Raw genomic sequence first — 23,598 nt, 5'->3', positions numbered from 1 at the left:
AAGTGAAGCGACGTCGGTGACGGTCCATATAGGTGAGCTAAAGCCCGGTACTCCTGAGTAATAAACAGAAAGCTAATGTATCAGTTACATCAACAACGTCAAAAAATTTTCTTACATTTACAAATAACTGCGCCAGCGCAAGAAACTGCCATAAAAATGCCCGTTGCCGCCGGTACGCTCTGAATAGCAGAGCAACGTCACATATTTTATTTTTTCGCTCACTAAAATAAATCGCGACCTTACTGCTGTATCGCGGAATGTTTTGGGCCTTTTCCTGATGACTTTCTTCAATTTAGTCCCGGGCGATCCACAGAAAATAACAACGGTAATTCTCAATGATTCCCGGCCATGGTCGGGAACTCTCATGCGAACGGAGGTAGCAAGTGACCATTGCGCTTGTAATTGGTACACATGGCTGGGCGGCAGAACAGCTGCTGAAAACAGCAGAAATGCTGTTGGGCGAGCAGGAAAATGTCGGATGGATTGATTTCGTTCCCGGCGAAAATGCAGAAACGCTAATCGAAAAATATCAGGCGCAGCTCGCCCGACTCGACACGTCGAAAGGCGTGCTGTTTCTGGTGGACACCTGGGGCGGCAGCCCGTTTAACGCCGCCAGCCGCATTGTGGTGGACAAACCGGGCTATGACGTTATTGCCGGGGTCAACATTCCCATGCTGGTGGAAACCCTGATGGGGCGCGATGACGATCCATCGCTGGAAGAGCTGATCCATATCGCCGTCGAGGCCGGCCGCGAGGGGGTGAAAGCGCTCAAAACCGAATCCGCCGCGCCGGCAGCGGCAGCGCCCGCCCCGAAAGCCCCTGCCCAGCCGCAGAAACCGCTGGCGCCGGGCGAGCACATGAAAATTGGCCTGGCCCGTATCGATGACCGTCTGATCCACGGCCAGGTGGCCACGCGCTGGACCAAAGAGACCAACGTGACGCGCATCATCGTCGTCAGTGATGAAGTGGCCAACGATCACGTACGCAAAACCCTGCTGACTCAGGTGGCGCCGCCGGGCGTAACCGCCCACGTGGTGGATATCGCCAAGATGATCCGCGTGTGGAACAACCCGAAGTACGGTTCCGATCGCGTGATGCTGCTGTTTACCAATCCGACCGATGTTGAGCGCGTGGTGGAGCAAGGCGTGGATATCAAGTCGGTGAATATCGGCGGCATGGCCTTCCGTCAGGGGAAAACGCAGGTTAATAACGCGGTGTCGGTGGATGAGAAGGACATCGCTGCCTTCCGCAAGCTGAATGAGCGCGGTATCGAACTGGAAGTGCGTAAAGTCTCCAACGACCCGAAACTGAAAATGATGGACCTGATTGCGAAGGTCAATGCCTGATTCGCCTGTGCCTGCGCGCGTGGGCAAAAAGTTCTGATCTTGCTGAGGAAAAATGCAATGGAAATAACCTCGCTACAAATAGTGTTGATATTTATTGTGGCCTGTATTGCCGGGATGGGATCGATTCTCGATGAGTTCCAGTTCCACCGGCCGCTGGTGGCCTGTACCCTGATTGGTGCAGTACTGGGTGATATGAAAACCGGCATCATCATCGGCGGTACGCTGGAGATGATCGCGCTGGGCTGGATGAACATCGGTGCGGCAGTGGCACCGGATGCGGCGCTGGCTTCCATCATCTCCACCATTCTGGTCATTGCCGGCGGTCAAAGCGTCGGTGCCGGTATTGCGCTGGCCATCCCGCTGGCCGCAGCTGGTCAGGTGCTGACCATCATCGTGCGTACCATCACTGTCGCCTTCCAGCACGCCGCGGACAAAGCTGCGGAGAAAGGCAACCTGACGGCGATTTCGTGGATCCACGTCTCTGCCCTGCTGCTGCAGGCGATGCGTATCGCTATCCCGGCGCTGATTGTGGCGGTCTCGGTCGGTACCAGCGCGGTACACAGCCTGCTGAGTTCGATTCCGGAAGTGGTCACCAATGGTCTGAACATCGCCGGCGGCATGATCGTGGTGGTCGGTTACGCGATGGTCATCAACATGATGCGTGCCGGTTATCTGATGCCGTTCTTCTATCTTGGCTTTGTCACCGCCGCGTTCACCAACTTTAACCTGGTGGCGCTGGGCGTGATTGGCGTGGTAATGGCGGTGCTGTACATCCAGCTGGCGCCAAAATACAACCGCGTCGCAGGCGCTGCCTCGGCGGGCCCGGCTAACAACGACCTCGACAACGAACTCGACTAGGAACAGGTGACATCATGGTAGATACAACCAATACTCCAAAGAAACTCACCCCCGGTGACGTGCGCGGTGTGTTCCTGCGCTCCAACCTGTTTCAGGGTTCGTGGAACTTTGAACGCATGCAGGCGCTGGGCTTCTGCTTCTCAATGGTGCCGGTGATCCGTCGCCTTTATCCGGAAAACAACGACGAGCGCAAGCAGGCGATTAAGCGTCACCTTGAGTTCTTCAACACCCATCCTTATGTGGCAGCGCCAGTGCTCGGCGTGACCATGGCAATGGAAGAGCAGCGCGCCAACGGGGCGGCGATCGATGACGGTGCCATTAACGGGATCAAAGTGGGCCTGATGGGTCCGCTGGCTGGCGTGGGCGACCCGATTTTCTGGGGGACCGTGCGTCCGGTGTTCGCCGCACTGGGTGCCGGTATCGCGATGAGCGGCAGCCTGCTTGGTCCGCTGCTGTTCTTCTTCCTGTTTAACATTGCGCGCATGCTGACCCGCTATTACGGCGTGGCTTATGGCTATCGCAAAGGGGTGGATATCGTCAGCGATATGGGCGGCGGCTTCCTGCAAAAACTTACCGAGGGGGCATCGATACTCGGCCTGTTTGTCATGGGGGCGCTGGTCAACAAATGGACGCACGTCAACGTGCCGCTGGTGGTATCCCGCATCACCGACCAGACCGGCAAAACCACGGTCACCACCGTGCAGTCGATTCTCGACCAGCTGATGCCCGGCCTGATTCCACTGCTGCTGACCTTTGGCTGTATGTGGCTGCTGCGCCGTAAAGTTAACGCGCTGTGGATCATCGTTGGCTTCTTTGCCATCGGTATCTTTGGTTACTGGATCGGCCTGCTCGGTCTGTAATCTCACCGCCGGGAGTCAGACTCCCGGCGTTTTTTGAACGGTGTGACCTGAGCGCCAACGCTGAGGTCACTTCGGTTGAGGAAGAAGCCTGTATGTCACTGACTGACGCCCTGATTGCCCTGCTGATCGCCGCTCTCGCCCTGTTTGCGATTTACGACGATGTCATCCTGCCCCGCCGCAATGGACCGACCCGACTGCGCGTCACCCTGCGTCGCCGCCATAAAATCGACAGCGGCATCTTTATCGTGCTGCTACTGATTCTGCTGTGGAACAACGTCAGCCATCATGGCCCGCAGCTCACCACTACCCTGCTGATGGTGCTGTGCTTTATTGCTATCTGGCTGTTCTGGATCCGCAGCCCGCGGCTGCTGATGAAAAATGACGGCCTGTTTTTTGCCAGCGTGTGGATTGATTACCGGCGTATTCAGAGTATGAACCTGTCAGAGGATGGCATTCTGGTGATGCAGCTGGAGCAGCGTCGCTTGCTGATAGCGGTGAAACAGCTCGACGATCTGGAGAAAATCTATCATACGCTGGTGGAGGCGCGTTAAACGCGCTGCCACAGCGTCAGGGTGAAATCCGCGTCACAGCTGAAGGTGGCGCTGGAGGCCAGCTGCTGCCACACCGCTTCACGCGCACGCCAGGCAAAAGGGGTCATCTGCAGCAGGCTCACCGCTTCCGCCCCGTTCAGCGTCATCGAGTAGTGAAGGTTTTGCTGATCGATCTGTTCAAATCCCGCATAGTTTTTCTCTTCCGCCGTATGCAGCTGCACTTCACGATAGATCAACGCTTTAAACTGCTGCAGATGGTGCGGCCCCGGCGTCACCGTCAGCAAATAGCCGCCGGGCCTGATAACGCGGCTCAGCTCCTGCTCGTTACAGGGCGCGTAAATGCGCACGATGGCGTCCAGTGAACCATCGGCAAACGGCAGGCGCTGGCTGGAGGCGACACAAAAGTTAACCGCGCGATAGCGCTTTGCCGCCATGCGCACCGCGGCTTTGGCCACATCCAGACCGTACAGATGGCTGTCGGGCAACGCGGCAGCCAGGGCGGCGGTGTAATAACCTTCGCCACAGCCGATATCCAGCAGCTGCGCGGGCCGGTTCGTGAGCGGCTGAGCCAGACATTGCGCCACCCGATCGCGCAGCGGCTGATAGTGTCCGGCATCCAGAAAGGCCCGGCGCGCCTGAAGCATCTCTGCGCTGTCGCCCGGTTCCCGTGAACCTTTGTGCTGCACCGGCAGCAGGTTGACGTACCCCTCTTTCGCCCGATCGAACTGATGACCGGACGCACAGCGATAACTGCTGGCGTGCAGGTGCAAAGCGAGGTGGCAAAGTGGGCAAATCAACGACATAGATAACTCCGGGTTAGCGATTCGCGGCGCAGTTTACCCTGATCATCCGGTAACAGAAAGGATAAAGAAAAGCCCCGCTCATTGAGCAGGGCTTTTAAGATTCGATTCAGCGGTGCATGACACCGAGCCTGAGAGCGAAATCAGATAGCAGTAACGTTAACTGCTGCCGGGCCTTTCTGGCCGTCCTGAATTTCAAACTCAACTTGTTGACCTTCGGCCAGGGTTTTAAAACCGTTGCCCTGGATAGCAGAGAAGTGAACGAACACGTCTTTGCTGCCGTCAGCAGGAGTAATAAAACCAAAACCTTTAGACTCGTTGAACCACTTAACCTGACCTTTAATCTTTGCCATTTTTGCAAATTCCTTAGAGTGTTTATATTGCCCGCAGGCAGTCTTACAGAGAAACCAGAGACATTACTGAATGAGGCACTAATTTAAGGTTCGGCAAGGAAGCGGTATTCAACGTCAACGTCTTTACTCGTAACTTCTTTACTGAAGATGCCATACATAAACAGAACTGTACCTCGTTTGACCCACGATTCGTTATCACATATCCGCTAATTAATGGCAAGCCATTTTTAAACAGTGATCGACATGCCGCACATAATTGCCTGAAACCGGCAGCGAAAGGTGGATAACGTTATTGACAGCAACGCCTCGGCGTGTGCAAAAAAAGTCTATGCGTCAGTATAGTTAGCGCCAGACTCGCGTTTCGTCAAGCGCAGCGGTAAACGCTGCTTTTTCACATTTAAACCGAATAAGTTTAGGCAAAAAATATTGCATTAATATGGCACAGATAAGCTATTTCACTGGCCGTTGTGCAATGAGCAACATAAACTGCGTAGCGCTCAAATCTTGTACAATAAAATGCTGGCAGTACAAGTTAAAAATAGTTTTGCACCAAAATCAGGAAAATATAATCGCCGTTGCCCCAAATATAAGCAGACCGCACGCTGGCATTTATCTCATTTTTTTCTAAACACCCAACAATAAAATGTTAAAAAGCGCCGAAGCCGCTGGCATTTAACAAAAATGGCTTAGGATAAATCTTAATCGTAATTCATCAGGCTGCGGCTCTCGCCAATTCGCCATGGGGCAAAAGGCGCATCGACCTCGCCCGCCTGCTGCAAGGCTTGCGCCAGCTCCGTCGGCGGATCGTCAAGCGATTCGTCCGCCAGCTCAAATACGCCCCAGTGAATGGGAATCGCCAGCGGTCGCCCTATCTGCTGCCAGAGCTGTACCGCCTGATCCGGGTCCATGTGCTGGCCGCGCATGAACCATTTTGGTGCATAGGCACCTATCGGTAACGCAGCCAGATTAAACGGCCCCAGACGCTGCGCGATGGCTGAGAGATTATCGCTGTAGCCGCTATCGCCGGAGAACCAGAAATTGAGCTGCGCATTACGCACTACCCAGCCGCACCACAGCGACCGGTTGCGATCCCAGAAGGTACGCATGCTCCAGTGGCGCGCGGGAACCGCTGTGAAGCTGATGTCGTCAAGCTGCACCTGCTGCCACCAGTCCAGTTCGGTGACGGTGCGCACGCCACGCCGGCGACACCAGTCGGCCATCCCCAGCGGCACCAGAAAGTGCGCCGCAGGAAAGCGGCGGGCGATGCGTTTCACCGTAGGCCGATCAAGGTGGTCGTAATGGTTATGCGAGATCAGCACATAATCAAGATGCGGCAGCTGCGCCACCCTGATCGGCGCCGGGGTTTTACGCTGCGGCCCGGCAAATGGCAGCGGCGAAGCGCGTGCCGACAGCGCCGGGTCGATCAGAATATAGCGCTGATTGAGACGCAGCAGCAGCGCGGCATGGCCCAGCCACCAGACACGGTCATCTTCACCGCTCAGGTCGGCCTGCTGGCACCAGCTAGCGGTAAAGGCCACATAGCCGGACTGCGGTGGCAGCGGCAGATTCTGCTGCTTACGCTCGCGCCGCCAGCGCTGTAAATCGCCAGGCTGACGCAACTCCTCTTCCGAGTTACGAAAGCCATGCGGCGTATGATGGGCCAGCGAAGCGTCATACCAGGGATTTTGCCAGGCCATGGCCTCTCCGTTGTGGGCTTAACGTTCCGGGATCAGGCGAATAAAGTCGCGCTTGTCTCCGGTATCCTGCTCATCCTGCGCTTTTTCGGCCACCGGCTGCGCCTCAGCGATACGGCGCAGTAGCGCGTTCTGTTTCTTTTGCTCTTCCAGCAGCGCTTCCAGCAGCTGAAGCTGTTCACTGGCGCGCACGCTGGCCCGGTTAACAAAAAACCAGGCAATAAAGGCCACAACCACAATGATGGCCAGCACGCCATAGTTAAACAGCGGACCGGTACTGGCGGCTAATTCGTTCATAACTGCATCAATCCTCAATCATCATTCAGGTACATCGCCGCTGATTCTACTCGTTGCGTGCGGAAAAGATATGGTGGCGGAGATAAAGCAGATTATCCCGCCTGCGTGCCGCTTTCAGTTATCTCTGATCGATCCGGCGAGAATAGCGAGGCATGCTGCTACTATAGAGTTCGCAGCAATGCGGGAACAGCTGCGTTATGTAACACAAGGAGATAAAAATGAAACTACTGATTCGTGCGGTGATGGTGCTGGCTGTCTTGTGGCTGGCGATGCTGTTTACCGGCTACGGCGTGTTAACCGGCAGCAATAAAAACGCAGCCGGGCTGGGCTTACAGTGCAGCTACCTGACCGCGCGCGGCATGATTACCGCACAGTATCTGCACACCGACAGCGGCATTGTTGGCGTTACCGATTGTCCACTGCTGAAGAAAAGCGGCGAAGTGGTCGATAACTAAGTTAAGCCGCCTGCCGGGCTGCGCGTCAGCCCGGCAGGATTCAGAACGGATAGTCGTAATAGCCCATTTGCTCCGACACCTTACGCGCGGCACGGTGCAGCATCGCCACATACTCTTTTTTTGCCGGTTCGGAGAAGCGCACCGTCGGGAACGAGAGGCTCATGCCGGCAATCACCACGCCGAAGCGATCAAACACCGGTACCGCCAGACAGCGAATTCCCGCTTCCTGCTCTTCATTATCCTCACCAAAGCCCTGTTGCCTGACCTGCTCCAGCACCGGCAGTAGCGCCTGCGCGTTGACGATAGTGTTAGCGGTGCTGCGACGGAATTCCACTTCACGCAGAATGTCGTTCACCTCCGCGCGCTCACGCCACGCCAGCAGCACTTTGCCGATGGCGGTACTATGCAGCGGATTACGCCGGCCGATGCGCGAATACATGCGCAGGTTATACAGCGAGTCAATCTTATGGATATAGACGATGCTGTCTTCTTCCAGCGCGCCGAGATGAATGGTCTCTTTGGTCTGGCGCGACAGTTCGCGCATCTCCACATCGGCGCTGCGAATCAAATCCACGTTCTGCAGCGCGTGCGCGCCAAGTTCAAACAGTTTGAGCGTCAGCGAATATTTTTCGCTCTCGCCCTCCTGCGCCACGTAGCCGAGTGATTTCATGGTCTGCAGAAAGCGGTAGACCGTGCTTTTCGACATCATAACCCGCTGCGAAAGCTCGGTGATGCCGTGATCGCGCTCTTCGCCCAGCGCCTGCAGAATGCCAAACACTTTCATCACTGATGATACGGCATCCGGCTGTTTATCGTTATCGCGGCTCGCCATGCGGGACTTCCTTAACGCTTTTGAAAAAAACGCCAGTATAGAGGTTACAGCCGGACGGCGGCAACGACACATCCACTTGTAATTTTTGTCCATTAATGCGGTGATTTCAGGCAGAAAATTGATTAGCATGATGATATTCACTTACTTCACTTCTCCCTGTTTATGTCTCCTACCGTGTCTCAGGATGGATTACCCGTTCCACAGCGCTACGGCGCAATAATTACCATTGCGCTTGGCATCATGATGGCGGTGCTGGACGGCGCGATTGCCAACGTGGCGCTGCCGACCATTGCGCGTGAGCTGAACGCCAGCCCGGCGGAATCGATCTGGATCGTCAACGCCTATCAAATCGCTATCGTGATTTCGCTGCTGTCGCTGTCGTTTCTTGGCGATATGTTCGGCTACCGGCGCGTCTATCAGGTCGGGCTGGTGCTGTTTGTATTCACCTCGCTGTTCTGCGCCCTTTCCTCTTCGCTGAATATGCTCACCGTGGCGCGCGTGCTGCAGGGCTTCGGCGGTGCGGCGCTGATGAGCGTCAACACTGCGCTAATCCGTATTATTTACCCGCAGCGCTTTCTGGGACGCGGCATGGCCATCAACTCGCTGATCGTGGCCGTCTCCAGCGCCGCCGGTCCCACGGTGGCGGCCGCGATTCTCTCCATCGCCAGCTGGAAATGGCTGTTCCTGATTAACGTGCCGCTCGGTGTGGTGGCGCTGTGGCTGGCGCTGCGCTTCCTGCCGGATAACACGCAGAAAGCGAAGCAGCAGAAATTTGATGTGCCGAGCGCCATCATGAATGCACTGTTTTTTGGCCTGCTGATTTCAGCGCTGACCGGCTTCGCGCAGGGAGAAAATGGCTGGCTGATTGCGGGTATGCTGCTGGCGCTGCTGCTGATCGGCGTGGTGTTTGTGCGGCGTCAGCTGGCGATGCCGGTGCCGCTGCTGCCAGTAGATTTGCTGCGCATTCCGGTGTTTTCGTTGTCGATCGGCACCTCGATCTGTTCGTTCTGTGCACAAATGCTGGCGATGGTGTCGCTGCCGTTTTTCCTGCAAAACGTACTGGGCCGGGATGAAGTCGCGACCGGTCTGCTGCTGACGCCGTGGCCGCTGGCTACCATGGTGATGGCACCGATTGCCGGCCGTCTGATCGAGAAGTTTCATGCCGGGCTGCTGGGTGGGCTGGGGCTGGCGCTGTTTGCCGCCGGGCTGTTTCTGCTGGCGCTGCTGCCTGCACAGCCCACGGATGCCGATATTATCTGGCGCATGATGCTGTGCGGTGCCGGCTTCGGGCTGTTCCAGTCACCCAACAATCACACCATCATCTCGTCGGCTCCGCGCCAGCGCAGTGGCGGTGCCAGCGGCATGCTCGGCACCGCGCGACTGGTCGGGCAAAGCACCGGCGCCGCGCTGGTGGCGCTGATGTTTAACCTGTTCAACGACAGCGGCACGCATGCCTCGCTGCTGCTGGCCGGGACCTTTGCCAGCGTGGCGGCGATCGTCAGTATGCTGCGCATGACGCAAAGCCGTCAGCCGGCAGAGTCATAAAAAAAAGGGCGCCCGCAGGCGCCCTGTTCATTTTCTATATGGCTTACTTAAGGTAGGCACCGCTGCGCAGCGCTTCGATACGCTTGTCGAGCGGCGGGTGCGACATAAACAGCTCGCTCAGCGACTTACCTTTACCGTTAATACAGAACGCCATCATGCTGCTGGGTTCCTGCGGTTCGTAGCTGGTTTTCAGGCGCTGCAGCGCGGCAATCATCTTTTCACGCCCCACCAGCTTCGCAGAGCCGGCGTCGGCGTGGAATTCGCGATGGCGCGAGAACCACATGGTGATGATGCTGGCGAGAATACCAAACACCAGTTCCAGCACTGTCGCCACGGCAAAATAGACCAGCGGATTGCCGTTGCTGCTCTCTTCACCGTCGCGGTTGCCGGACAGGAAGCCAGACGCCACCTGCGCAATGATACGCGAAATGAAGATCACGAAGGTGTTCACGATACCCTGAATCAGCGTCATGGTGACCATGTCACCGTTCGCGATGTGGGCGATCTCGTGCGCCAGCACCGCCTCCGCTTCATCGCGGCTCATGTTCTGCAGCAAACCGGTGGAGACCGCTACCAGCGAGGCGTCACGGCGTGCGCCGGTGGCAAAGGCGTTGATATCGGGCGCGTGGTAAATCGCCACCTGCGGCATCGCAATGCCGACCTGCTGAGCCTGGCGGCCGACGGTTTCCATCAGCCAGCGTTCCGTCTCGTTACGGGGTTGTTCAATCACTTCACCGCCGACCGAGCGTAACGCCATCCATTTGGACATCAGCAGTGAAACAAACGCACCGCCAAAGCCAAACAGACCTGCCATAATCATCAGACCCTGAACACTGCTTGACTGGATTCCTGTCAGACTCAGAATCAGTCCGAATACCAACATCACCGCCAGGTTGGTGACCAGGAAAAGCGCAATACGCATCATAAACGTTAATCTTCCTCAGTTGTGCTCGCGCTCATGCGCGGATATACATCCTATGTCCATTGTGGCGCTTTTCAAGCGACCTTAATCTTTAAGTGCCTAAAAAGACATAACTTTACATTTGGTAATGGTAGCGGCTGCAGCCTGCCGGGCGGCGAGTTGCAGGCAAAAAAAAGCACCGCCGCAGCGGTGCTGTGATTTCAGGCCGAAGGGTTACTTCGCTGCCGCCGGCGCTGGCTGGTCTTTTTCCAGCTGGGCCAAATCGTTAGCGATTTTCACCGTTTCATCCAGATATGGATCCGGCTCTTTGTAGTCTTTCGGCAGATCGTCCAGGCTCTTCAGCGGCGCTTTGCCTTCCGCCTGGTAGCGCGCATTGATACGTTCCAGACGCAGCGCATCTTCTTCGTGGTTCTCTTTCTCGCGCTGGGCCAGATTCAGCGACACGATGTTACGCTTATCCTTCATCGCGTTGAAACGCGCGATGTCTTTCATGATGTACTGGAACTCGCGATCTTTGGCGATGCGATCGGCGTGCTCTTTGGTCAGCTGCGGCACCAGCGGCGTGATATCGCCGGTTTTGGTGTAGGTCGCCGCGTTGATGCTGTCCCACGGCAGCGCGTTATCCTCAAACTTCTCGCCGGTCTCTGCTGCTTCCACACCGGTCGGCATCAGCAGGTCTGGCGTGACGCCTTTCCGCTGAGTACTGCCGCCGTTGATGCGGTAGAACTTCTGAATGGTGTACTGGACTGAGCCCAGCGCTGGCCATTCCGGACGCAGCATCTGATCGTAGATGCGGTTGAGTGAGCGATACTGCTGCACCGTGCCCTTACCGAAGGTCGGTTCGCCGACAATCAGCGCGCGGCCGTAATCCTGCATCGCCGCGGCAAAGATTTCCGACGCCGAGGCGCTGAAGCGATCGACCAGCACCACCAGCGGACCTTTGTAGTAAACGATGCCGTCGTTGTCGCTGTCCTCACGCACGCGACCATTATTGTCACGCACCTGCACCACCGGGCCACTCGGAATAAACAGGCCGGAGAGCGATACCGCTTCGGTCAGCGCACCGCCGCCGTTGGTACGCAGATCGATGACGATGCTGTCGACGTTCTGCTTCTGCAGTTTCTGCAACTGCACTTTCACATCATCGGTCAGGCCAACATAGAAGCCCGGGATATCCAGCACGCCGACTTTCTCTTTGCCGACGTTGTGCACGGTGCCCTTCACCGCGCGGTCTTCCAGACGGATTTTCTCACGCGTCAGCGTCACGGTACGGGTTTTGGTGCCCTTGCCGGCTGGCAGGATCTCGAGGCGCACTTTGCTGCCCTTCGGCCCTTTGATTTTGGACACCACGTCGTCCAGACGCCAGCCAATCACATCTTCCATGGGCTTGCCCGGCTGGCCGACGCCCACAATGCGGTCGCCCACGCTGATGGATTTGCTCTTGGCCGCCGGACCACCGGCCACCATCGAGTTGATCACCGTGTAATCATCATCCATCTGCAGCACGGCACCGATACCTTCCAGCGACAGGCTCATTTCGGTATTGAACTGCTCGGTGTTGCGCGGTGACAGATAGTTAGTATGCGGGTCGATTTCATGCGCGAACGCGGTCATCGCCAGCTGGAACACATCTTCGCTGTTGCTTTGTGCCAGACGACGGATGGCAAAGTTGTAACGCTTGGTCAGCGTCTCGCGAATCTCTTTGTCATCTTTCCCGGCCAGCTTCAGGCTCAGCTCGTCATACTTCACCTTGGCATCCCACAGCGCGTTTAGCTCATCTGTGCTTTTCGGCCACGGTGCTTTGGCACGATCGATATCGATGGTGTCATTGCCGGTGAAGTTCATCGGGCGGTTCAGCACGCTGAGCGCATACTGATAGCGCTCGAAGCGGCGCTTCTGCGCCAGATTATAGAGATCGTAAAACACATCCAGCTTGCCGCTGCGCAGCTCATCACCGAGCGTGGTTTTTTTGTCGGCGAATTGTGCCACGTCCGACGCCAGCAGCACGTTATGGCTGTAATCGAGCAGATTCAGGTAGCGGTCAAAAATTTTCGCCGAAAAATCCTGATTCAGATCGAACTGACGATAGTGGGAGCGGGTGAAACGCGAAGTGACGCGTTCACTGACGGTAGGATGCTGTGCTTCTTCGTGTAACTGGGGAATCTGGTCGGCGCGGGTAATGTTGTCCGCGCCAAAGGTGGGGCCTGCCAGCAGCAGGCCCGCGATCATACCGATCTTAAAAATGCTGTTCATGCCAGGGTCGGGCCTCCGTTTCAGAACTGCAAGTGTTCTGCGCGCACAATCATTGCCAGGCCGGAAGCGAGCTGGACCCGGACGCCATCTTTGGTAATCTCCAGGATGGTAGCGTCCATTGCACTTTTGCCTGCTTTGACTTTGATGTTTTGACCCGCTTGCAACGTTGAAGTGTCAGTGACGGGTTTTGCCCGCGGTGGACGCGGAGCAGCCTGACGCTCACCGGCCGCAGCACGCGGTGCCTGTGGACGTGGCTTACGCGGTGCGTCGCCCTCCGCCGCTTTACGCGCAGCAGGCTTGCGCGGACGACGCTCAGCGGTCTCTTCCCCGGCTTCACGTTTTTTCGCTTTTTGCTGCTCGCGCTGCGCCTGCACGCGCGCTTTGGCTTCTTCCAGCTGCTTGCGCGCGTGTTCTACGTGCTGCTCATCCAGCACGCCACAGGCGTTGCCATCGAGATCGACACGGGTGGCACCGGCTTTAATGCCGTAAAGATAACGCCAGCTTGAGGTATAAAGGCGTAAGGCCGAACGCAGTTGCGTCTTGCTCAGGCTGTTTTCGCCCTGAACGCGCTCCACCAGATCCTGAAAGATACCGATTTTGAGCGGACGCGCTTCACCTTCGGCGCTAAAGCAGTGCGGAAAACGCTGCGCCAGAAAGGCGATGACTTCTTTACTGCTGTTCAACTTAGGTTGATTTTCCATGAAATTTCCTGATTACAACGGGTTTGCCGACCAGAGCAGGCATGAACAGGCGACATTATAATGACAACATCGCCAAATGCTATGTGATCCAGTCGATTAGCTGCGCGTCAGCTGAAGAAATTTTTCAATGTCGCTGTTCGCCAGCACTGCACAAAGCCCGTCGGTAAGGGCTACCAGCCCCGCTTCATCCTCGCTATCGAAGCGAGAATAAACCGTACTGTCGATGTCGAGAACACCGACCATCGTGCCATTCACTTTCAGAGGAATCACGATTTCCGCGTTACTGGCGGCGTCGCAGGCAATGTGCCCCGGGAAAGCGTGCACGTCTTCAACCCGCTGCACGCTATCCTCCGCAACCGCGGTGCCACATACGCCTTTACCCACCGGAATGCGTACGCAGGCGATTTTGCCCTGGAACGGCCCCAGCACCAGCGTCTCCGGCTCGGTCAGCAGATAGAAGCCTGCCCAGTTAACCCCTTCCAGGCGTTCAAACAGCAGCGCACTGCAGTTGCCCAGCGCCGCCAGGAAAGAAGTTTCGCCCGCTAACAGTGCGCGGACATCGCGATTTAAATCCTCGTAAAAGGCTTTTTTGTTCATTGTTTAACCATTACTCATCACTGGCGTGACCTTGTTGTCACTCAGTTGTTAAAATAAGCACTAATAATCCAACCCCACAAGGTGAATCATTGTGTTAGTTACTATACCCTTAGCACGCTATGCTTGAGACTATTCTCGTACCATAGATTGATGCAGACAGACGTGCTCTGTTCCGCATGCCGGTAACTGTAACGAACAATGGGCCCCTTGCGTCATTTATGAAAATTCACGCCATCAGCCAGACGTTGCCCCACGCACGTTATCAGCGTTGCCCGCAATGCGATACCCTTTTTTCCTTACCGGATGTGAAATCGCATCAGTCGGCTTATTGCCCGCGCTGTCATGCCCGTATTCAGAACGGTCGCGACTGGTCAATGACGCGGCTCACCGCCATGGCCGTCACGATGATCGTACTGATGCCGTTCGCCTTCAGCCTGCCGCTGGTGGATATCCGCCTGCTTGGCATGCGCATTAACGCCAGCCTGCTGGAGGGCGTGCTGCAGATGGCGCAACAGGGCAACGTGCTGACAGCCGCCATGGTGGCGTTTTGCACGATTGGCGCGCCGGTGACGCTGGTGGCCGGCATCTGCTATTTGTGGATTGGCCACGCGCTCGGCATGAACCTGCGCCCGGTCCTGCTGATGCTGGAGAAACTCAAAGAGTGGGTCATGCTGGATATCTATCTGGTCGGCGTGGCGGTGGCGTCGATTAAGGTGCAGGATTATGCCGCGCTGGAGGTCGGCTACGGGCTGGTCGCCTATATCGCGCTAACAATTATGAGCCTGCTGACGCTGATTCATCTCAACGTGGAGGAGCTGTGGGAACATTATTACCCGCAGTCGGTGCCGCACGAACCGCCCGAGCGGTGGCAGGTTTGCCTGAACTGCCACCATACCGGTATGCCCGATGAACGCGGACGCTGCACGCGCTGCCATACGCCGCTCGATTTTCGCCGCCGCCACAGCCTGCAAAAATCCTGGGCGGCGCTGATCGCCTCGATTGTGCTGTTGATCCCGGCTAACCTGCTGCCGATTTCGGTGGTGTACGTCAACGGTGCGCGGCGCGAAGACACCATTTTCTCCGGTATTCTTGGCCTCGCCTCCGGTAACGTGCCGGTGGCCGCGGTGGTGTTTATCGCCAGTATTCTGGTGCCGTTTACCAAGGTGTTAGTGATGCTGACGCTGTTGCTTAGCATCCATTTTAAGTGTGAACAGGGTTTGAAAACCCGCATCCGTCTGCTGCGTGCCGTCACCTGGGTGGGCCGCTGGTCGATGCTGGATCTGTTCGTCATTGCTTTAACCATGTCGCTGGTCAATCGTGACCAGCTGCTGGCTTTTACCATGGGACCTGCCGCCTTCTACTTTGGCGCGGCAGTCATCCTGACCATTATGGCCGTTGAGTGGCTCGATAGCCGCCTGATCTGGGATGCACATGCAACAGGAAACGCCGACTACACCGACTAGCGCTAATCTGCGTAATAAACGCAAGATTTCGCCGTTCTGGCTTTTGCCCATTATCGCCCTGCTGATTGCCGGCTGGCTGTTATGGACCAACTATCAGGAGCGCGGCACCACCATCACCATCAACTTCCAGACCGCGGACGGCATCGTGCCGGGCCGCACGCCGATTCGCTATCAGGGCGTGGAAGTGGGCACCGTGCAGGGCATTGTGCTGAGCGATGACTACCGCAGCATTCAGATCAAAGCCAGCATCAAGAGCGACATGCGCGATGCGCTGCGGGAGAACACCCAGTTCTGGCTGGTGACGCCAAAAGCCTCGCTGGCGGGCGTCTCCGGGCTGGATGCGCTGGTGGGCGGTAACTACATCGGCATGATGCCCGGCGACGGCAAAGAGCGCGACCACTTTACCGCGCTGGATACCCAGCCGAAATACCGGGTAAACACTGGCGAACTGCTGATTCACCTGCACGCGCCCGATCTCGGCTCGCTCAACACCGGTTCGCTGGTCTATTACCGTAAAATTCCGGTCGGCCGCGTCTATGACTACAGCATCAACGGTAATACCGATGGCGTGACCATCGATGTGCTGATTGAACGGCGCTTCACCAACCTGGTGAAAAAACAGAGCCGCTTCTGGAATGTGTCGGGCGTTGACGCCGATGTCAGCCTGAGCGGCGCCAAAGTGAAGCTGGAGAGCCTGGCCGCGCTGGTGAATGGCGCGATTGCCTTTGACTCGCCGGACAGCGGCGAACAGGCCAACAGCGATCAAAACTATCAGCTCTATTCGGATCTGGCACACAGCCAGCGCGGCGTGCTGATTTCGCTCGATCTGCCCAACGGCGACAACCTGAAAGCCGACAGCACGCCGCTGATGTATCAGGGGCTGGAAGTGGGCACCCTGACCAAACTGACGCTGCTGCCGGGCGGTAAAGTGTCCGGCGAGCTGACGATCGATCCCTCCGTCACCGGCCTGATGCGCAGCGGCACGCGGATTGAGATGCGCGCGCCGAAACTCAGCCTGACCGACACCAGCCTGAGCAGCCTGCTGACCGGCAATACGCTGGAACTGGTCCCGGGCGAAGGTGAGCCGCAGGATCACTTCAGCGTGCTGCCGGCCAGCGAAACGCTGTTGCAGAAGCCGGATGTGCTCACCGTTCAGCTCAGCGCGCCGGAAACCTACGGTATCGACGCCGGGCAGCCGGTGATGCTGTATGGCGTGAAGATCGGCCAGGTAATTTCGCGCCGGCTGGATGAAAACGGCATCAGCTTTGTGGCAGCCATCAATCCGGAGCACCGCCAGCTGGTGCACGCCGACAGCAAGTTCATCGTTAACAGCCGTCTCGACGTTAAATTTGGCCTCGACGGCATGCAGGTGCTGGGCGCCAGCGCGCGCGAATGGGTCGACGGCGGTATCCGGCTGGTGCCGGGTGCGAAAGGTCAGCCGTCCAGCCGCTATCCGCTGTACGCCGACTCAGAGCGCGCGGCGGAAGGCATTACCGGCGATCAGCCGCCGACCACGCTCAAACTGACCGCCAACAGCCTGCCGGATGTACAGGCCGGCTCGGTGGTGCTGTACCGCAAGTTCCAGGTCGGTGAAGTGGTGGATGTGGTGCCGCGCGCCGATGCGTTTGAGATTTCGGTCCATATCCAGCCGCAGTATCGCAAGCTGCTGACCAGCGAAAGCGTGTTCTGGGCCGAAGGCGGTGCCAAAGTCCAGCTTAACGGCAGCGGTCTGACCGTGCAGGCTTCGCCGCTGAACCGCGCACTGAAAGGCGCAATCAGCTTTGATAACCTGACGGGCGCGCAGGCAGCGAAAGGCGTTAAGCGCGTACTCTATCCGTCAGAGACCGCCGCGCGTGCGGTCGGCAGCCAGATTACCCTGCACACCTTTGATGCCAGCAAACTGTCGGCCGGCATGCCAATCCGCTACCTCGGCATCAACGTCGGTCAGGTGGAGTCATTGGCGCTGAGCCAGGATAACAACCAGGTGGTGGCGAAAGCGGTGCTCTATCCGGAGTATGTGCAGGACTTCGCGCGCATCGGCAGCCGCTTCTCTGTCGTCTCGCCGGAGATTTCGCCCGCCGGCGTCAATCACCTGGAAACGCTGCTGCAGCCATATGTGAACGTGGATCCGGGCAAAGGCGCGCTGGCGCGCAGCTTTGAGCTGCAGGAGAGCACCATTACCGACTCGCGTTACCTTAACGGGCTGAACATCTATGTGGATACCACCGAAGCCGGATCGCTGTCGATTGGCACGCCGGTGCTGTTCCGCGGTGTAGAAGTCGGCACGGTAACCGGCACTTCGCTGGGTAACATGGCCGATCGCGTGCAAATCGCGCTGCGCATCAGCAAAAAGTATCAGCATCTGGTGCGTAACAACTCGGTGTTCTGGCTGGCCTCCGGTTATAACCTCGACTTTGGCCTGATTGGCGGCGTGGTGAAAACCGGCACCTTCCAGCAGTTCATTCGCGGCGGCATCCAGTTTGCCACACCACCGACGGTGCCGCTGGCACCACAGGCCGGTGCCGACAAGCACTTCCTGCTGCAGGATGAAGCGCCAAAAGAGTGGCGCAACTGGGGCACGGCGATTCCGTCGCCAAACTAAGACAACGGGCAGCCTGCGGGCTGCCCGACTTATTTGCGTCAGGGATATTGCGCACGGCTGTACCTGAGCCGGGCTCAGCGTTACACTTCGCCCTCACTTTGTTAGTCCGGTAGATATCCGTGTCCGATCGTTTTCCTGAAGATTTTCTCGCGCTGATGCGCGCCAGCCTGGCCGACGAGGCCGAACTCGAACGCTTTCTCGCCATCAGTCAGCAGCCGCTACGCCGCAGTCTGCGCGTCAATACGCTGAAAATCAGCGTGGAGGATTTTCTCACGCGCGTGGCGGGCTACGGCTGGCAGCTGACGCCGATTCCGTGGTGTCGGGAAGGCTTCTGGATTGCGCGTGATGACGAATCGCTGCCGCTCGGCAGCGTCGCGGAACACCTCAGCGGTCTGTTCTATATTCAGGAAGCCAGCTCAATGCTGCCGGTCAGCGCGCTGTTTGACGCCGCGCCGGATGCCCGCCAGGTGATGGATGTGGCCGCTGCGCCAGGCTCTAAAACCACGCAGATGGCCGCACTGATGCGCAATCAGGGCGCGATCCTCGCCAATGAATACTCCGCCAGCCGGGTGAAAGTGCTGCATGCCAATATCAGCCGCTGCGGCGTCAGCAATGTGGCGCTGACCCATTTTGACGGGCGCGTCTTTGGTGCCGCGCTGCCGGAACAGTTCGATGCCATACTGCTGGATGCGCCCTGCTCCGGCGAAGGCGTGGTACGGAAAGATGCTGACGCGCTGCGCAACTGGACGCTGGCCAGCACCGAGGCCATCGCCGCCACCCAGCGCGATTTACTCGACAGCGCTTTTCACGCGCTGCAACCGGGCGGCACGCTGATTTACTCGACCTGTACGCTCAATACCATCGAAAACCAGCAGGTGATTGCCTGGCTGCAGCAGCGCTATCCGCAGGCGCTGGAAATTGTGCCGCTCAACGATTTGTTCGCTGGCGCCGAACGCGCGCTGACGCCGGAAGGCTTCCTGCACGTGTTTCCGCATATCTTCGACAGCGAAGGCTTTTTCGTCGCGCGGCTGCGCAAAACTGCCAGCGTGCCGCCATTGCCAGCGCCGACCTACAAACTCGGCAAGCTGCCCTTCTCGCCCGCCAGCCGCAAGCTGGTGGCGGAGGTGGCGCAGGCCGCGCACAAGGTGGGACTGCACTGGGATGAGAGCCTGACACTGTGGCAGCGCGACAAAGAGCTGTGGCTGTTCCCGGCGGCGCTGGAGAGCTGGCTCAGCAAAGTGCGTTTCTCGCGTATCGGTCTCAAACTGGCAGAAACCTTCCCGAAAGGTTTTCGCTGGCAGCATGAAGCGGTGGTGGCGCTGGCGCAACCGGACAGCGCGCTGGCGTTCGAACTGGACGAAGCGCAGGCGGAAAGCTGGTATCGCGGTCAGGATATTCATCCCGACACGCCGCCCGTGCGCGATGAGGTGATTGTCACTTACCAGCAGCAGCCGCTGGGCCTGGCGAAACGCGTCGGAAGCCGCATCAAAAACAGCTATCCGCGTGAACTGGTGCGCGACGGCCGGCTGTTCCGTTAACAACCATTACTGCAATTGCACCAGCGTCAGCCGGTTGCCAAATACCGCGCCGGTATCAATGTAATGCTGATTCGCGGCGTTAAGCGGCTGCTCCAGCGGCGTATGGCCAAAGTAGAACGCACTGGCGCCGGCGATCGGCTGCGAGCGGCCGCGCTGATGGCGAGCGAGCCGGTCGCGGCTCCAGACGACCTGATGCCAGTCGACATCCTGTCCCAGTGCATAGGCACTGGCAGGATAGTCGGCATGAGCAATGACGATGACGCGCTCCTCGAATTGCAGATGTAATATCAGCGGCAGTTCGGCACAGCGCTTCAGCGCATGACGCGCGGCAATCAGCCGCGCACCGCTCAGCTGCCAGAACCAGTCCCCGCCGTTCATCATCCACAGCATCGGATCGTCGCCCTGCAGCGCATCGAGCGCCATCTGCTCGTGATTACCGCGCACGCAGCGGAACCACGGCTCTTCCAGCAGTTGCAGACAGCCGAGGCTGTCCGGCCCGCGGTCGATTAAATCCCCGACCGATAGCAGCAGATCCTGTTGCCGATCAAAGCCCTGCCGCAGCAGCTGCGCATCAAGCTGCGCGCGGCAGCCGTGCAAATCACCGACCACCCAAATATTGCGCCAGTTATTTGCACGCAGCGTCTGATAAAACATGTAATCTGCCCCGGTTGACTGGAAGTTTAGTAAACCCGGCATAAAGTATAGTCCGGTGAGGGGTAGCCGCGGAGGCATCAGCGTGAGCAGTCGGAAACAGTTTGTTGGCATCCTCGTGATGATTTTTATTGGCAGCCTGCTGCTGCTGGAGTCGCTCGCGCGCCTGGTGCATCTGCTTTTTGTTGGCTGAGCGGTGTTTCATACCGCGCTAAACGCTTACACTCCTTTGCGTCTTATTGAAAGGAGTCGCCATGAGTCAGAATATCTACGATAACCCCGATTTTTTTGCTGGCTACGCCACCCTGCCGCGTTCGGTCAACGGACTGGACGGCGCGCCCGAGTGGCCCGCGCTGCGGGCAATGCTGCCTGAACTGCGTGACCAGCGCGTGCTGGATTTGGGCTGCGGCTACGGCTGGTTTTGTCGTTATGCGCAGCAGCAAGGCGCGCGTGAAGTGCTGGGGCTGGATGTGTCAGAAAAAATGCTGGCGCAGGCCGCTGCCATGACCGATCGGCCAGGCATCACTTACCAGCGCGCTGACCTCGAAACCCTGCAGCTCAGCAGCACTTTTGATGTGGTGTACAGTTCGCTGGCGCTACACTATCTCAGCCATATCGACGCCCTGTTTGCCACGATTTTTCATGCGTTACGTCCCGGCGGCGCGCTGGTGTTTTCATGCGAGCATCCGATTTATACCGCTCCGCGTCAGCAGGAGTGGTTCATCGATGATGCCGGGCAGCGCAGCTGGCCAGTCAATCAGTATCAGCAGGAAGGGGAACGGATCAGCAACTGGTTTGCCGCCGGCGTGAAGAAGCAGCACCGCAAGCTGGCAACCTGGATTAACGCGCTGATTGCCGCCGGTCTGGTGATTGAACGGCTGGATGAGTGGGGTCCGGATGTACAGCAGGTAGCGGAGAATCCGGCGCTGGATGAGGAGCGCGAGCGTCCGATGCTGTTTTTGCTGGCGGCGCGCAGGCCGCTGTAAGGTTTTCAGCAGTGGCTGCATCCTGCAGCCCTGTGAAAATTCCCCCCGGCGCTTATCTCCGGCACTCAATCAAGGTGTTAGCTCTGTAAGGGACGGCACCTACTGTAACGCTTAAGATTATTCCGAACAAGTTAAATGATATTAACTATCATTCTCAACTATTGATCTGGCGCGCTGTTAATGCCCGTTGCGTTTGTGTCGCTTCTGTCTGCTGAATCCCACAGGAGCCCGCATGATCACTGACTACACCTTTAACTATCTGAATGGCCTGGATGTGCACTATCGCTATAAACCGGCCAGTCTGGATAATCAGCATCTGTTGATTGTCATGTCCGGGTTTAACCTGCCCGATCCTACCGTGTATGATTTTACTTTGCTGGAGCACACCCGCGCAGCCGTGTTATGGATCAAAGACGATTTCAACGGTTTGCCAGCGTATTACCTGTGTAACAATCTCCAGTTCAACATCGAGCACGGCGTCAGTCAGCTCATCCGGGCGGTGATTGAGCTAACCCAACCTTCTGATGTGACCATTCTGGGCGCGTCGAAAGGCGGCAGTGCCGCGCTCTACTTCGGTATCCGCCACAACATCAGAAACATTATTACTGCAGTGCCGCAGTTTTTTCTCGGTGACTATGCAAGCCAGATTTGGCCCAGTGTGGGTAAAGCGATGATGGGAGAGATAAGCCCGGCTGCGGTCGCGTTGCTAAATAAATACCTGCCCAATGCCCTGCGACGCGATCGCCAGACGCAGAAAAATATTTATTTGTTTACTGCTCTGGCCGATCATCAGCGCGAGCAGGAAGTGTTACCGCACCTCGGGCCGCTGGAAAAATACATTAATTTCAATCTGATAGAATCGTCATCACCCTGTATCACGCAACATAATGAGGTGACCCGCTATAACCTCAACCTGATTCTGGCGCTGATATATCAGCTGGAGCAGAATATCACCCCGCGCTGGGGCCATATTCGCAACGGCAGCGGTTGGTAACGGCGCAGCTGAGAATCATAGGTTGGCTATGACGAATCCCCGGTTAACGCGTGATTAAAAAGATCGCCAGCATAAAACCGACAAACAAACCGGCAAAGGTCAGCAAACCGGTGCGCGGCGTTTTGGCCTGACCGACAATCGCGCCGATAAAAATGCTCAGAATGGTGAGCGTGCCAATCATCACCCAGAGAAGATATTGTGTATTTGCTGCCATGCGAAATCCTGTTAAGCGGCCATCAATCAATGCGCCCTGTTATACCATTTTTCGCTGTGGCTGGCTGCTGCAAATATCCGCTGTGTTGCGCTCAGCATAACAATGCATCACATGTGACAACGTCACTTGTGTATTATCTCACGCAATGTTATCGCGCTTAATAATTGCGCTAATTGAGCAAATAAAGTCCGGCAACAAGGGTACCGACGGAAATAATATGGAATAGCTCAGTCATGGTAGCAACCTCAATTTAATGCCTGTACGACTCAGTCAAGAACAGCATCTGGCGTTCGTCAAATCATCACCGCCTGCAATAAGCGCAGCCGATGGCATAAATACCAATCGATGCTTAACTGAATACGTACCCATAAGACAGGAGGAAAGCCATGAGCCAGTCTGCATTAGCCACCTACCTTGCGTTAAGCGACGACGACCTCAATGAGATGGGCATCCGTCCGGACACGCTGTTCGAAGCGCAGCCCGACGATAACGGCGCCGCCGGTTACTATTTCAACGTACCGGACACCACGCCGCAGCGCGTGCTGGGGCAGAAACGCTGGTCGCTGGGCGATCGCATCGACATTCCGGCCAGCGTGTTAAATAACGATTCAGCGTAACGGCTCCCGCGATGCGCGATCCTGTGCCAGGCTTAAGTCATTGTGGAATGTTGCAATCATGAGGGAATGATTATGATGAAAAAAACGGTACTGGCGTCACTGCTGATGGTGTTTAGTCTGGGCGCTATCGCTGAACAGGGCGGCTTTGAGGGCGGTAAAACCCCGCCGCCGCAGAAACAACAGGACGCCGGTTATAAAGGTTCTGAAGATACCGGCCAGACACATATCGAACAGATTCGGGATTTTCGTCAGGGCGGCTATGTCACGCTGGAAGGCTATATCGTTAAAAAGTTAAGCGGTGATAATTATCAATTCCGCGACAGCACCGGCACCGTGACCATTAAGGCTGCAGCCGATACCTTCAAAGGCAAAACCTATAACGCCGAGGATCAGGTCCGGGTGAGCGGCAAAGTATATGGCCGGGGCGAAAATACCCGCGTCGATGTTGCACGTATCGAAGAACCTTAAT

25 protein-coding genes are annotated in these 23,598 nt (G+C 57.1%); 13 read left to right on the top strand and 12 right to left on the bottom strand.

Features of this window, described 5'->3' with window-relative positions; translation table 11 throughout:
* Positions 1–383: 383 nt before the first annotated feature.
* The 4 genes from manX to AC6I79_RS08920 all read left to right on the top strand — a co-directional run bounded on the left by manX (position 384) and on the right by AC6I79_RS08920 (position 3,615).
* Entirely contained in the window at positions 384–1,346 is a 963-nt protein-coding gene (gene manX / locus AC6I79_RS08935; RefSeq protein ID WP_058757739.1) for a PTS mannose transporter subunit IIAB, read from the top strand.
* 57 nt (positions 1,347–1,403) lie between these two features.
* On the top strand, positions 1,404–2,204 hold the full coding sequence (locus AC6I79_RS08930) for a PTS mannose/fructose/sorbose transporter subunit IIC (protein ID WP_031280203.1): 801 nt from the start codon (positions 1,404–1,406) through the stop codon (positions 2,202–2,204).
* A gap of 14 nt (positions 2,205–2,218) precedes the next feature.
* Positions 2,219–3,064 (top strand): PTS mannose transporter subunit IID, encoded by an 846-nt coding sequence (locus AC6I79_RS08925; protein ID WP_021510027.1) that lies wholly within the window; start codon positions 2,219–2,221, stop codon positions 3,062–3,064.
* 92 nt (positions 3,065–3,156) lie between these two features.
* Positions 3,157–3,615, top strand: a complete 459-nt coding sequence (locus AC6I79_RS08920; protein ID WP_498027704.1) for a DUF986 family protein — start codon at positions 3,157–3,159, stop codon at positions 3,613–3,615.
* Here the strand turns inward: AC6I79_RS08920 and rlmA are convergent.
* The 5 genes from rlmA to AC6I79_RS08895 all read right to left on the bottom strand — a co-directional run bounded on the left by rlmA (position 3,612) and on the right by AC6I79_RS08895 (position 6,759).
* Positions 3,612–4,418: a 23S rRNA (guanine(745)-N(1))-methyltransferase gene (rlmA, locus tag AC6I79_RS08915; protein WP_477530593.1), complete on the bottom strand. Its 807-nt coding sequence runs from the start codon at positions 4,416–4,418 to the stop codon at positions 3,612–3,614. The genes AC6I79_RS08920 and rlmA overlap by 4 nt on opposite strands.
* Before the next feature lie 140 nt (positions 4,419–4,558).
* Complete coding sequence (gene cspE, locus AC6I79_RS08910) at positions 4,559–4,768, bottom strand: transcription antiterminator/RNA stability regulator CspE (RefSeq protein WP_021510024.1); 210 nt, start codon at positions 4,766–4,768, stop codon at positions 4,559–4,561.
* Positions 4,769–4,851: 83 nt separating this feature from the next.
* The gene (locus AC6I79_RS08905; RefSeq protein WP_110866451.1) at positions 4,852–4,926 is read right to left on the bottom strand and encodes a DUF2627 domain-containing protein; all 75 of its coding nucleotides are present in this window, start codon (positions 4,924–4,926) and stop codon (positions 4,852–4,854) included.
* 540 nt (positions 4,927–5,466) lie between these two features.
* Positions 5,467–6,465 carry an MBL fold metallo-hydrolase gene (locus tag AC6I79_RS08900; RefSeq protein ID WP_498027703.1) on the bottom strand — a complete coding sequence of 333 codons (999 nt, stop codon included), beginning with the start codon at positions 6,463–6,465 and terminating at the stop codon, positions 5,467–5,469.
* 18 nt (positions 6,466–6,483) lie between these two features.
* Positions 6,484–6,759 carry a YebO family protein gene (locus AC6I79_RS08895; RefSeq protein ID WP_021510022.1) on the bottom strand — a complete coding sequence of 92 codons (276 nt, stop codon included), beginning with the start codon at positions 6,757–6,759 and terminating at the stop codon, positions 6,484–6,486.
* Between the two features lie 218 nt (positions 6,760–6,977).
* Between AC6I79_RS08895 and AC6I79_RS08890 the strand changes: the two genes are divergently transcribed.
* Complete coding sequence (locus AC6I79_RS08890; RefSeq protein WP_021510021.1) at positions 6,978–7,214, top strand: YobH family protein; 237 nt, start codon at positions 6,978–6,980, stop codon at positions 7,212–7,214.
* A 40-nt stretch (positions 7,215–7,254) separates the two neighbouring features.
* Here AC6I79_RS08890 and kdgR read toward each other — a convergent pair whose 3' ends face one another.
* Positions 7,255–8,046, bottom strand: a complete 792-nt coding sequence (kdgR, locus tag AC6I79_RS08885; RefSeq protein ID WP_159378108.1) for a DNA-binding transcriptional regulator KdgR — start codon at positions 8,044–8,046, stop codon at positions 7,255–7,257.
* A gap of 162 nt (positions 8,047–8,208) precedes the next feature.
* Between kdgR and AC6I79_RS08880 the strand changes: the two genes are divergently transcribed.
* The gene (locus tag AC6I79_RS08880; RefSeq protein ID WP_058774591.1) at positions 8,209–9,591 is read left to right on the top strand and encodes an MFS transporter; all 1,383 of its coding nucleotides are present in this window, start codon (positions 8,209–8,211) and stop codon (positions 9,589–9,591) included.
* 43 nt (positions 9,592–9,634) lie between these two features.
* On the opposite strand, the gene htpX is transcribed toward AC6I79_RS08880, so the two are convergent.
* The 4 genes from htpX to AC6I79_RS08860 form a co-directional block, all read right to left on the bottom strand.
* A complete protein-coding gene (gene htpX / locus AC6I79_RS08875; RefSeq protein WP_021510018.1) occupies positions 9,635–10,516 on the bottom strand; it encodes a protease HtpX in 882 nt (293 codons plus the stop codon).
* A 210-nt stretch (positions 10,517–10,726) separates the two neighbouring features.
* Positions 10,727–12,766 (bottom strand): carboxy terminal-processing peptidase, encoded by a 2,040-nt coding sequence (gene prc, locus AC6I79_RS08870; RefSeq protein ID WP_021510017.1) that lies wholly within the window; start codon positions 12,764–12,766, stop codon positions 10,727–10,729.
* Between the two features lie 20 nt (positions 12,767–12,786).
* Positions 12,787–13,467 (bottom strand): RNA chaperone ProQ, encoded by a 681-nt coding sequence (gene proQ, locus AC6I79_RS08865; protein ID WP_010616374.1) that lies wholly within the window; start codon positions 13,465–13,467, stop codon positions 12,787–12,789.
* A 96-nt stretch (positions 13,468–13,563) separates the two neighbouring features.
* Positions 13,564–14,064, bottom strand: a complete 501-nt coding sequence (locus AC6I79_RS08860; protein WP_058774590.1) for a GAF domain-containing protein — start codon at positions 14,062–14,064, stop codon at positions 13,564–13,566.
* Between the two features lie 218 nt (positions 14,065–14,282).
* Here AC6I79_RS08860 and yebS point away from each other — a divergent pair, with 218 nt between their 5' ends.
* From yebS to rsmF, 3 genes are all read left to right on the top strand, one after another.
* Positions 14,283–15,527, top strand: a complete 1,245-nt coding sequence (yebS, locus tag AC6I79_RS08855) for a membrane integrity lipid transport subunit YebS (RefSeq protein ID WP_058771236.1) — start codon at positions 14,283–14,285, stop codon at positions 15,525–15,527.
* Positions 15,496–18,129, top strand: a complete 2,634-nt coding sequence (locus AC6I79_RS08850) for a PqiB family protein (RefSeq protein ID WP_058771299.1) — start codon at positions 15,496–15,498, stop codon at positions 18,127–18,129. The genes yebS and AC6I79_RS08850 overlap by 32 nt, the downstream gene beginning before the upstream one ends.
* Positions 18,130–18,242: 113 nt before the next feature.
* Entirely contained in the window at positions 18,243–19,667 is a 1,425-nt protein-coding gene (rsmF, locus tag AC6I79_RS08845; protein ID WP_031280200.1) for a 16S rRNA (cytosine(1407)-C(5))-methyltransferase RsmF, read from the top strand.
* A gap of 6 nt (positions 19,668–19,673) precedes the next feature.
* Here the strand turns inward: rsmF and AC6I79_RS08840 are convergent, their stop codons facing one another.
* A complete protein-coding gene (locus AC6I79_RS08840; protein ID WP_127834766.1) occupies positions 19,674–20,321 on the bottom strand; it encodes a metallophosphoesterase in 648 nt (215 codons plus the stop codon).
* Positions 20,322–20,572: 251 nt separating this feature from the next.
* On the opposite strand from AC6I79_RS08840, the gene AC6I79_RS08835 reads away from it, so the two are divergent.
* Complete coding sequence (locus AC6I79_RS08835) at positions 20,573–21,304, top strand: class I SAM-dependent methyltransferase (protein ID WP_058774587.1); 732 nt, start codon at positions 20,573–20,575, stop codon at positions 21,302–21,304.
* A gap of 232 nt (positions 21,305–21,536) precedes the next feature.
* Positions 21,537–22,298 carry a hypothetical protein gene (locus AC6I79_RS08830; RefSeq protein WP_498027702.1) on the top strand — a complete coding sequence of 254 codons (762 nt, stop codon included), beginning with the start codon at positions 21,537–21,539 and terminating at the stop codon, positions 22,296–22,298.
* A gap of 43 nt (positions 22,299–22,341) precedes the next feature.
* Here AC6I79_RS08830 and AC6I79_RS08825 read toward each other — a convergent pair whose 3' ends face one another.
* Positions 22,342–22,512, bottom strand: coding sequence for a hypothetical protein (locus AC6I79_RS08825; RefSeq protein ID WP_164861043.1), 171 nt, complete (start codon positions 22,510–22,512; stop codon positions 22,342–22,344).
* 386 nt (positions 22,513–22,898) lie between these two features.
* On the opposite strand from AC6I79_RS08825, the gene AC6I79_RS08820 reads away from it, so the two are divergent.
* The gene (locus AC6I79_RS08820; protein ID WP_021510007.1) at positions 22,899–23,129 is read left to right on the top strand and encodes a hypothetical protein; all 231 of its coding nucleotides are present in this window, start codon (positions 22,899–22,901) and stop codon (positions 23,127–23,129) included.
* A gap of 75 nt (positions 23,130–23,204) precedes the next feature.
* A complete protein-coding gene (locus AC6I79_RS08815; RefSeq protein ID WP_058757753.1) occupies positions 23,205–23,597 on the top strand; it encodes a YgiW/YdeI family stress tolerance OB fold protein in 393 nt (130 codons plus the stop codon).
* The last annotated feature ends 1 nt before the right edge of the window (position 23,598 follow it).

It is taken from the genome of gamma proteobacterium symbiont of Scutellera amethystina (genome assembly GCF_059730845.1).
Note: the sequence above shows the minus strand (reverse complement) of the source record. Positions and strands in the feature narration are given on the sequence as shown.

What these genes read in the sequence shown, in the direction of transcription:
- AC6I79_RS08930 (WP_031280203.1), top strand. Translation starts at nt 1,404, where the DNA reads ATGGAAATAACCTCGCTACAAATAGTGTTGATATTTATTGTGGCCTGT.
- AC6I79_RS08925 (WP_021510027.1), top strand. Translation starts at nt 2,219, where the DNA reads ATGGTAGATACAACCAATACTCCAAAGAAACTCACCCCCGGTGACGTG.
- AC6I79_RS08920 (WP_498027704.1), top strand. Translation starts at nt 3,157, where the DNA reads ATGTCACTGACTGACGCCCTGATTGCCCTGCTGATCGCCGCTCTCGCC.
- rlmA (WP_477530593.1), bottom strand. Translation starts at nt 4,418, where the DNA reads ATGTCGTTGATTTGCCCACTTTGCCACCTCGCTTTGCACCTGCACGCC.
- cspE (WP_021510024.1), bottom strand. Translation starts at nt 4,768, where the DNA reads ATGGCAAAGATTAAAGGTCAGGTTAAGTGGTTCAACGAGTCTAAAGGT.
- AC6I79_RS08900 (WP_498027703.1), bottom strand. Translation starts at nt 6,465, where the DNA reads ATGGCCTGGCAAAATCCCTGGTATGACGCTTCGCTGGCCCATCATACG.
- AC6I79_RS08895 (WP_021510022.1), bottom strand. Translation starts at nt 6,759, where the DNA reads ATGAACGAATTAGCCGCCAGTACCGGTCCGCTGTTTAACTATGGCGTG.
- AC6I79_RS08890 (WP_021510021.1), top strand. Translation starts at nt 6,978, where the DNA reads ATGAAACTACTGATTCGTGCGGTGATGGTGCTGGCTGTCTTGTGGCTG.
- kdgR (WP_159378108.1), bottom strand. Translation starts at nt 8,046, where the DNA reads ATGGCGAGCCGCGATAACGATAAACAGCCGGATGCCGTATCATCAGTG.
- AC6I79_RS08880 (WP_058774591.1), top strand. Translation starts at nt 8,209, where the DNA reads ATGTCTCCTACCGTGTCTCAGGATGGATTACCCGTTCCACAGCGCTAC.
- htpX (WP_021510018.1), bottom strand. Translation starts at nt 10,516, where the DNA reads ATGATGCGTATTGCGCTTTTCCTGGTCACCAACCTGGCGGTGATGTTG.
- prc (WP_021510017.1), bottom strand. Translation starts at nt 12,766, where the DNA reads ATGAACAGCATTTTTAAGATCGGTATGATCGCGGGCCTGCTGCTGGCA.
- proQ (WP_010616374.1), bottom strand. Translation starts at nt 13,467, where the DNA reads ATGGAAAATCAACCTAAGTTGAACAGCAGTAAAGAAGTCATCGCCTTT.
- AC6I79_RS08860 (WP_058774590.1), bottom strand. Translation starts at nt 14,064, where the DNA reads ATGAACAAAAAAGCCTTTTACGAGGATTTAAATCGCGATGTCCGCGCA.
- yebS (WP_058771236.1), top strand. Translation starts at nt 14,283, where the DNA reads ATGAAAATTCACGCCATCAGCCAGACGTTGCCCCACGCACGTTATCAG.
- AC6I79_RS08850 (WP_058771299.1), top strand. Translation starts at nt 15,496, where the DNA reads ATGCAACAGGAAACGCCGACTACACCGACTAGCGCTAATCTGCGTAAT.
- AC6I79_RS08840 (WP_127834766.1), bottom strand. Translation starts at nt 20,321, where the DNA reads ATGTTTTATCAGACGCTGCGTGCAAATAACTGGCGCAATATTTGGGTG.
- AC6I79_RS08835 (WP_058774587.1), top strand. Translation starts at nt 20,573, where the DNA reads ATGAGTCAGAATATCTACGATAACCCCGATTTTTTTGCTGGCTACGCC.
- AC6I79_RS08830 (WP_498027702.1), top strand. Translation starts at nt 21,537, where the DNA reads ATGATCACTGACTACACCTTTAACTATCTGAATGGCCTGGATGTGCAC.
- AC6I79_RS08825 (WP_164861043.1), bottom strand. Translation starts at nt 22,512, where the DNA reads ATGGCAGCAAATACACAATATCTTCTCTGGGTGATGATTGGCACGCTC.
- AC6I79_RS08820 (WP_021510007.1), top strand. Translation starts at nt 22,899, where the DNA reads ATGAGCCAGTCTGCATTAGCCACCTACCTTGCGTTAAGCGACGACGAC.
- AC6I79_RS08815 (WP_058757753.1), top strand. Translation starts at nt 23,205, where the DNA reads ATGAAAAAAACGGTACTGGCGTCACTGCTGATGGTGTTTAGTCTGGGC.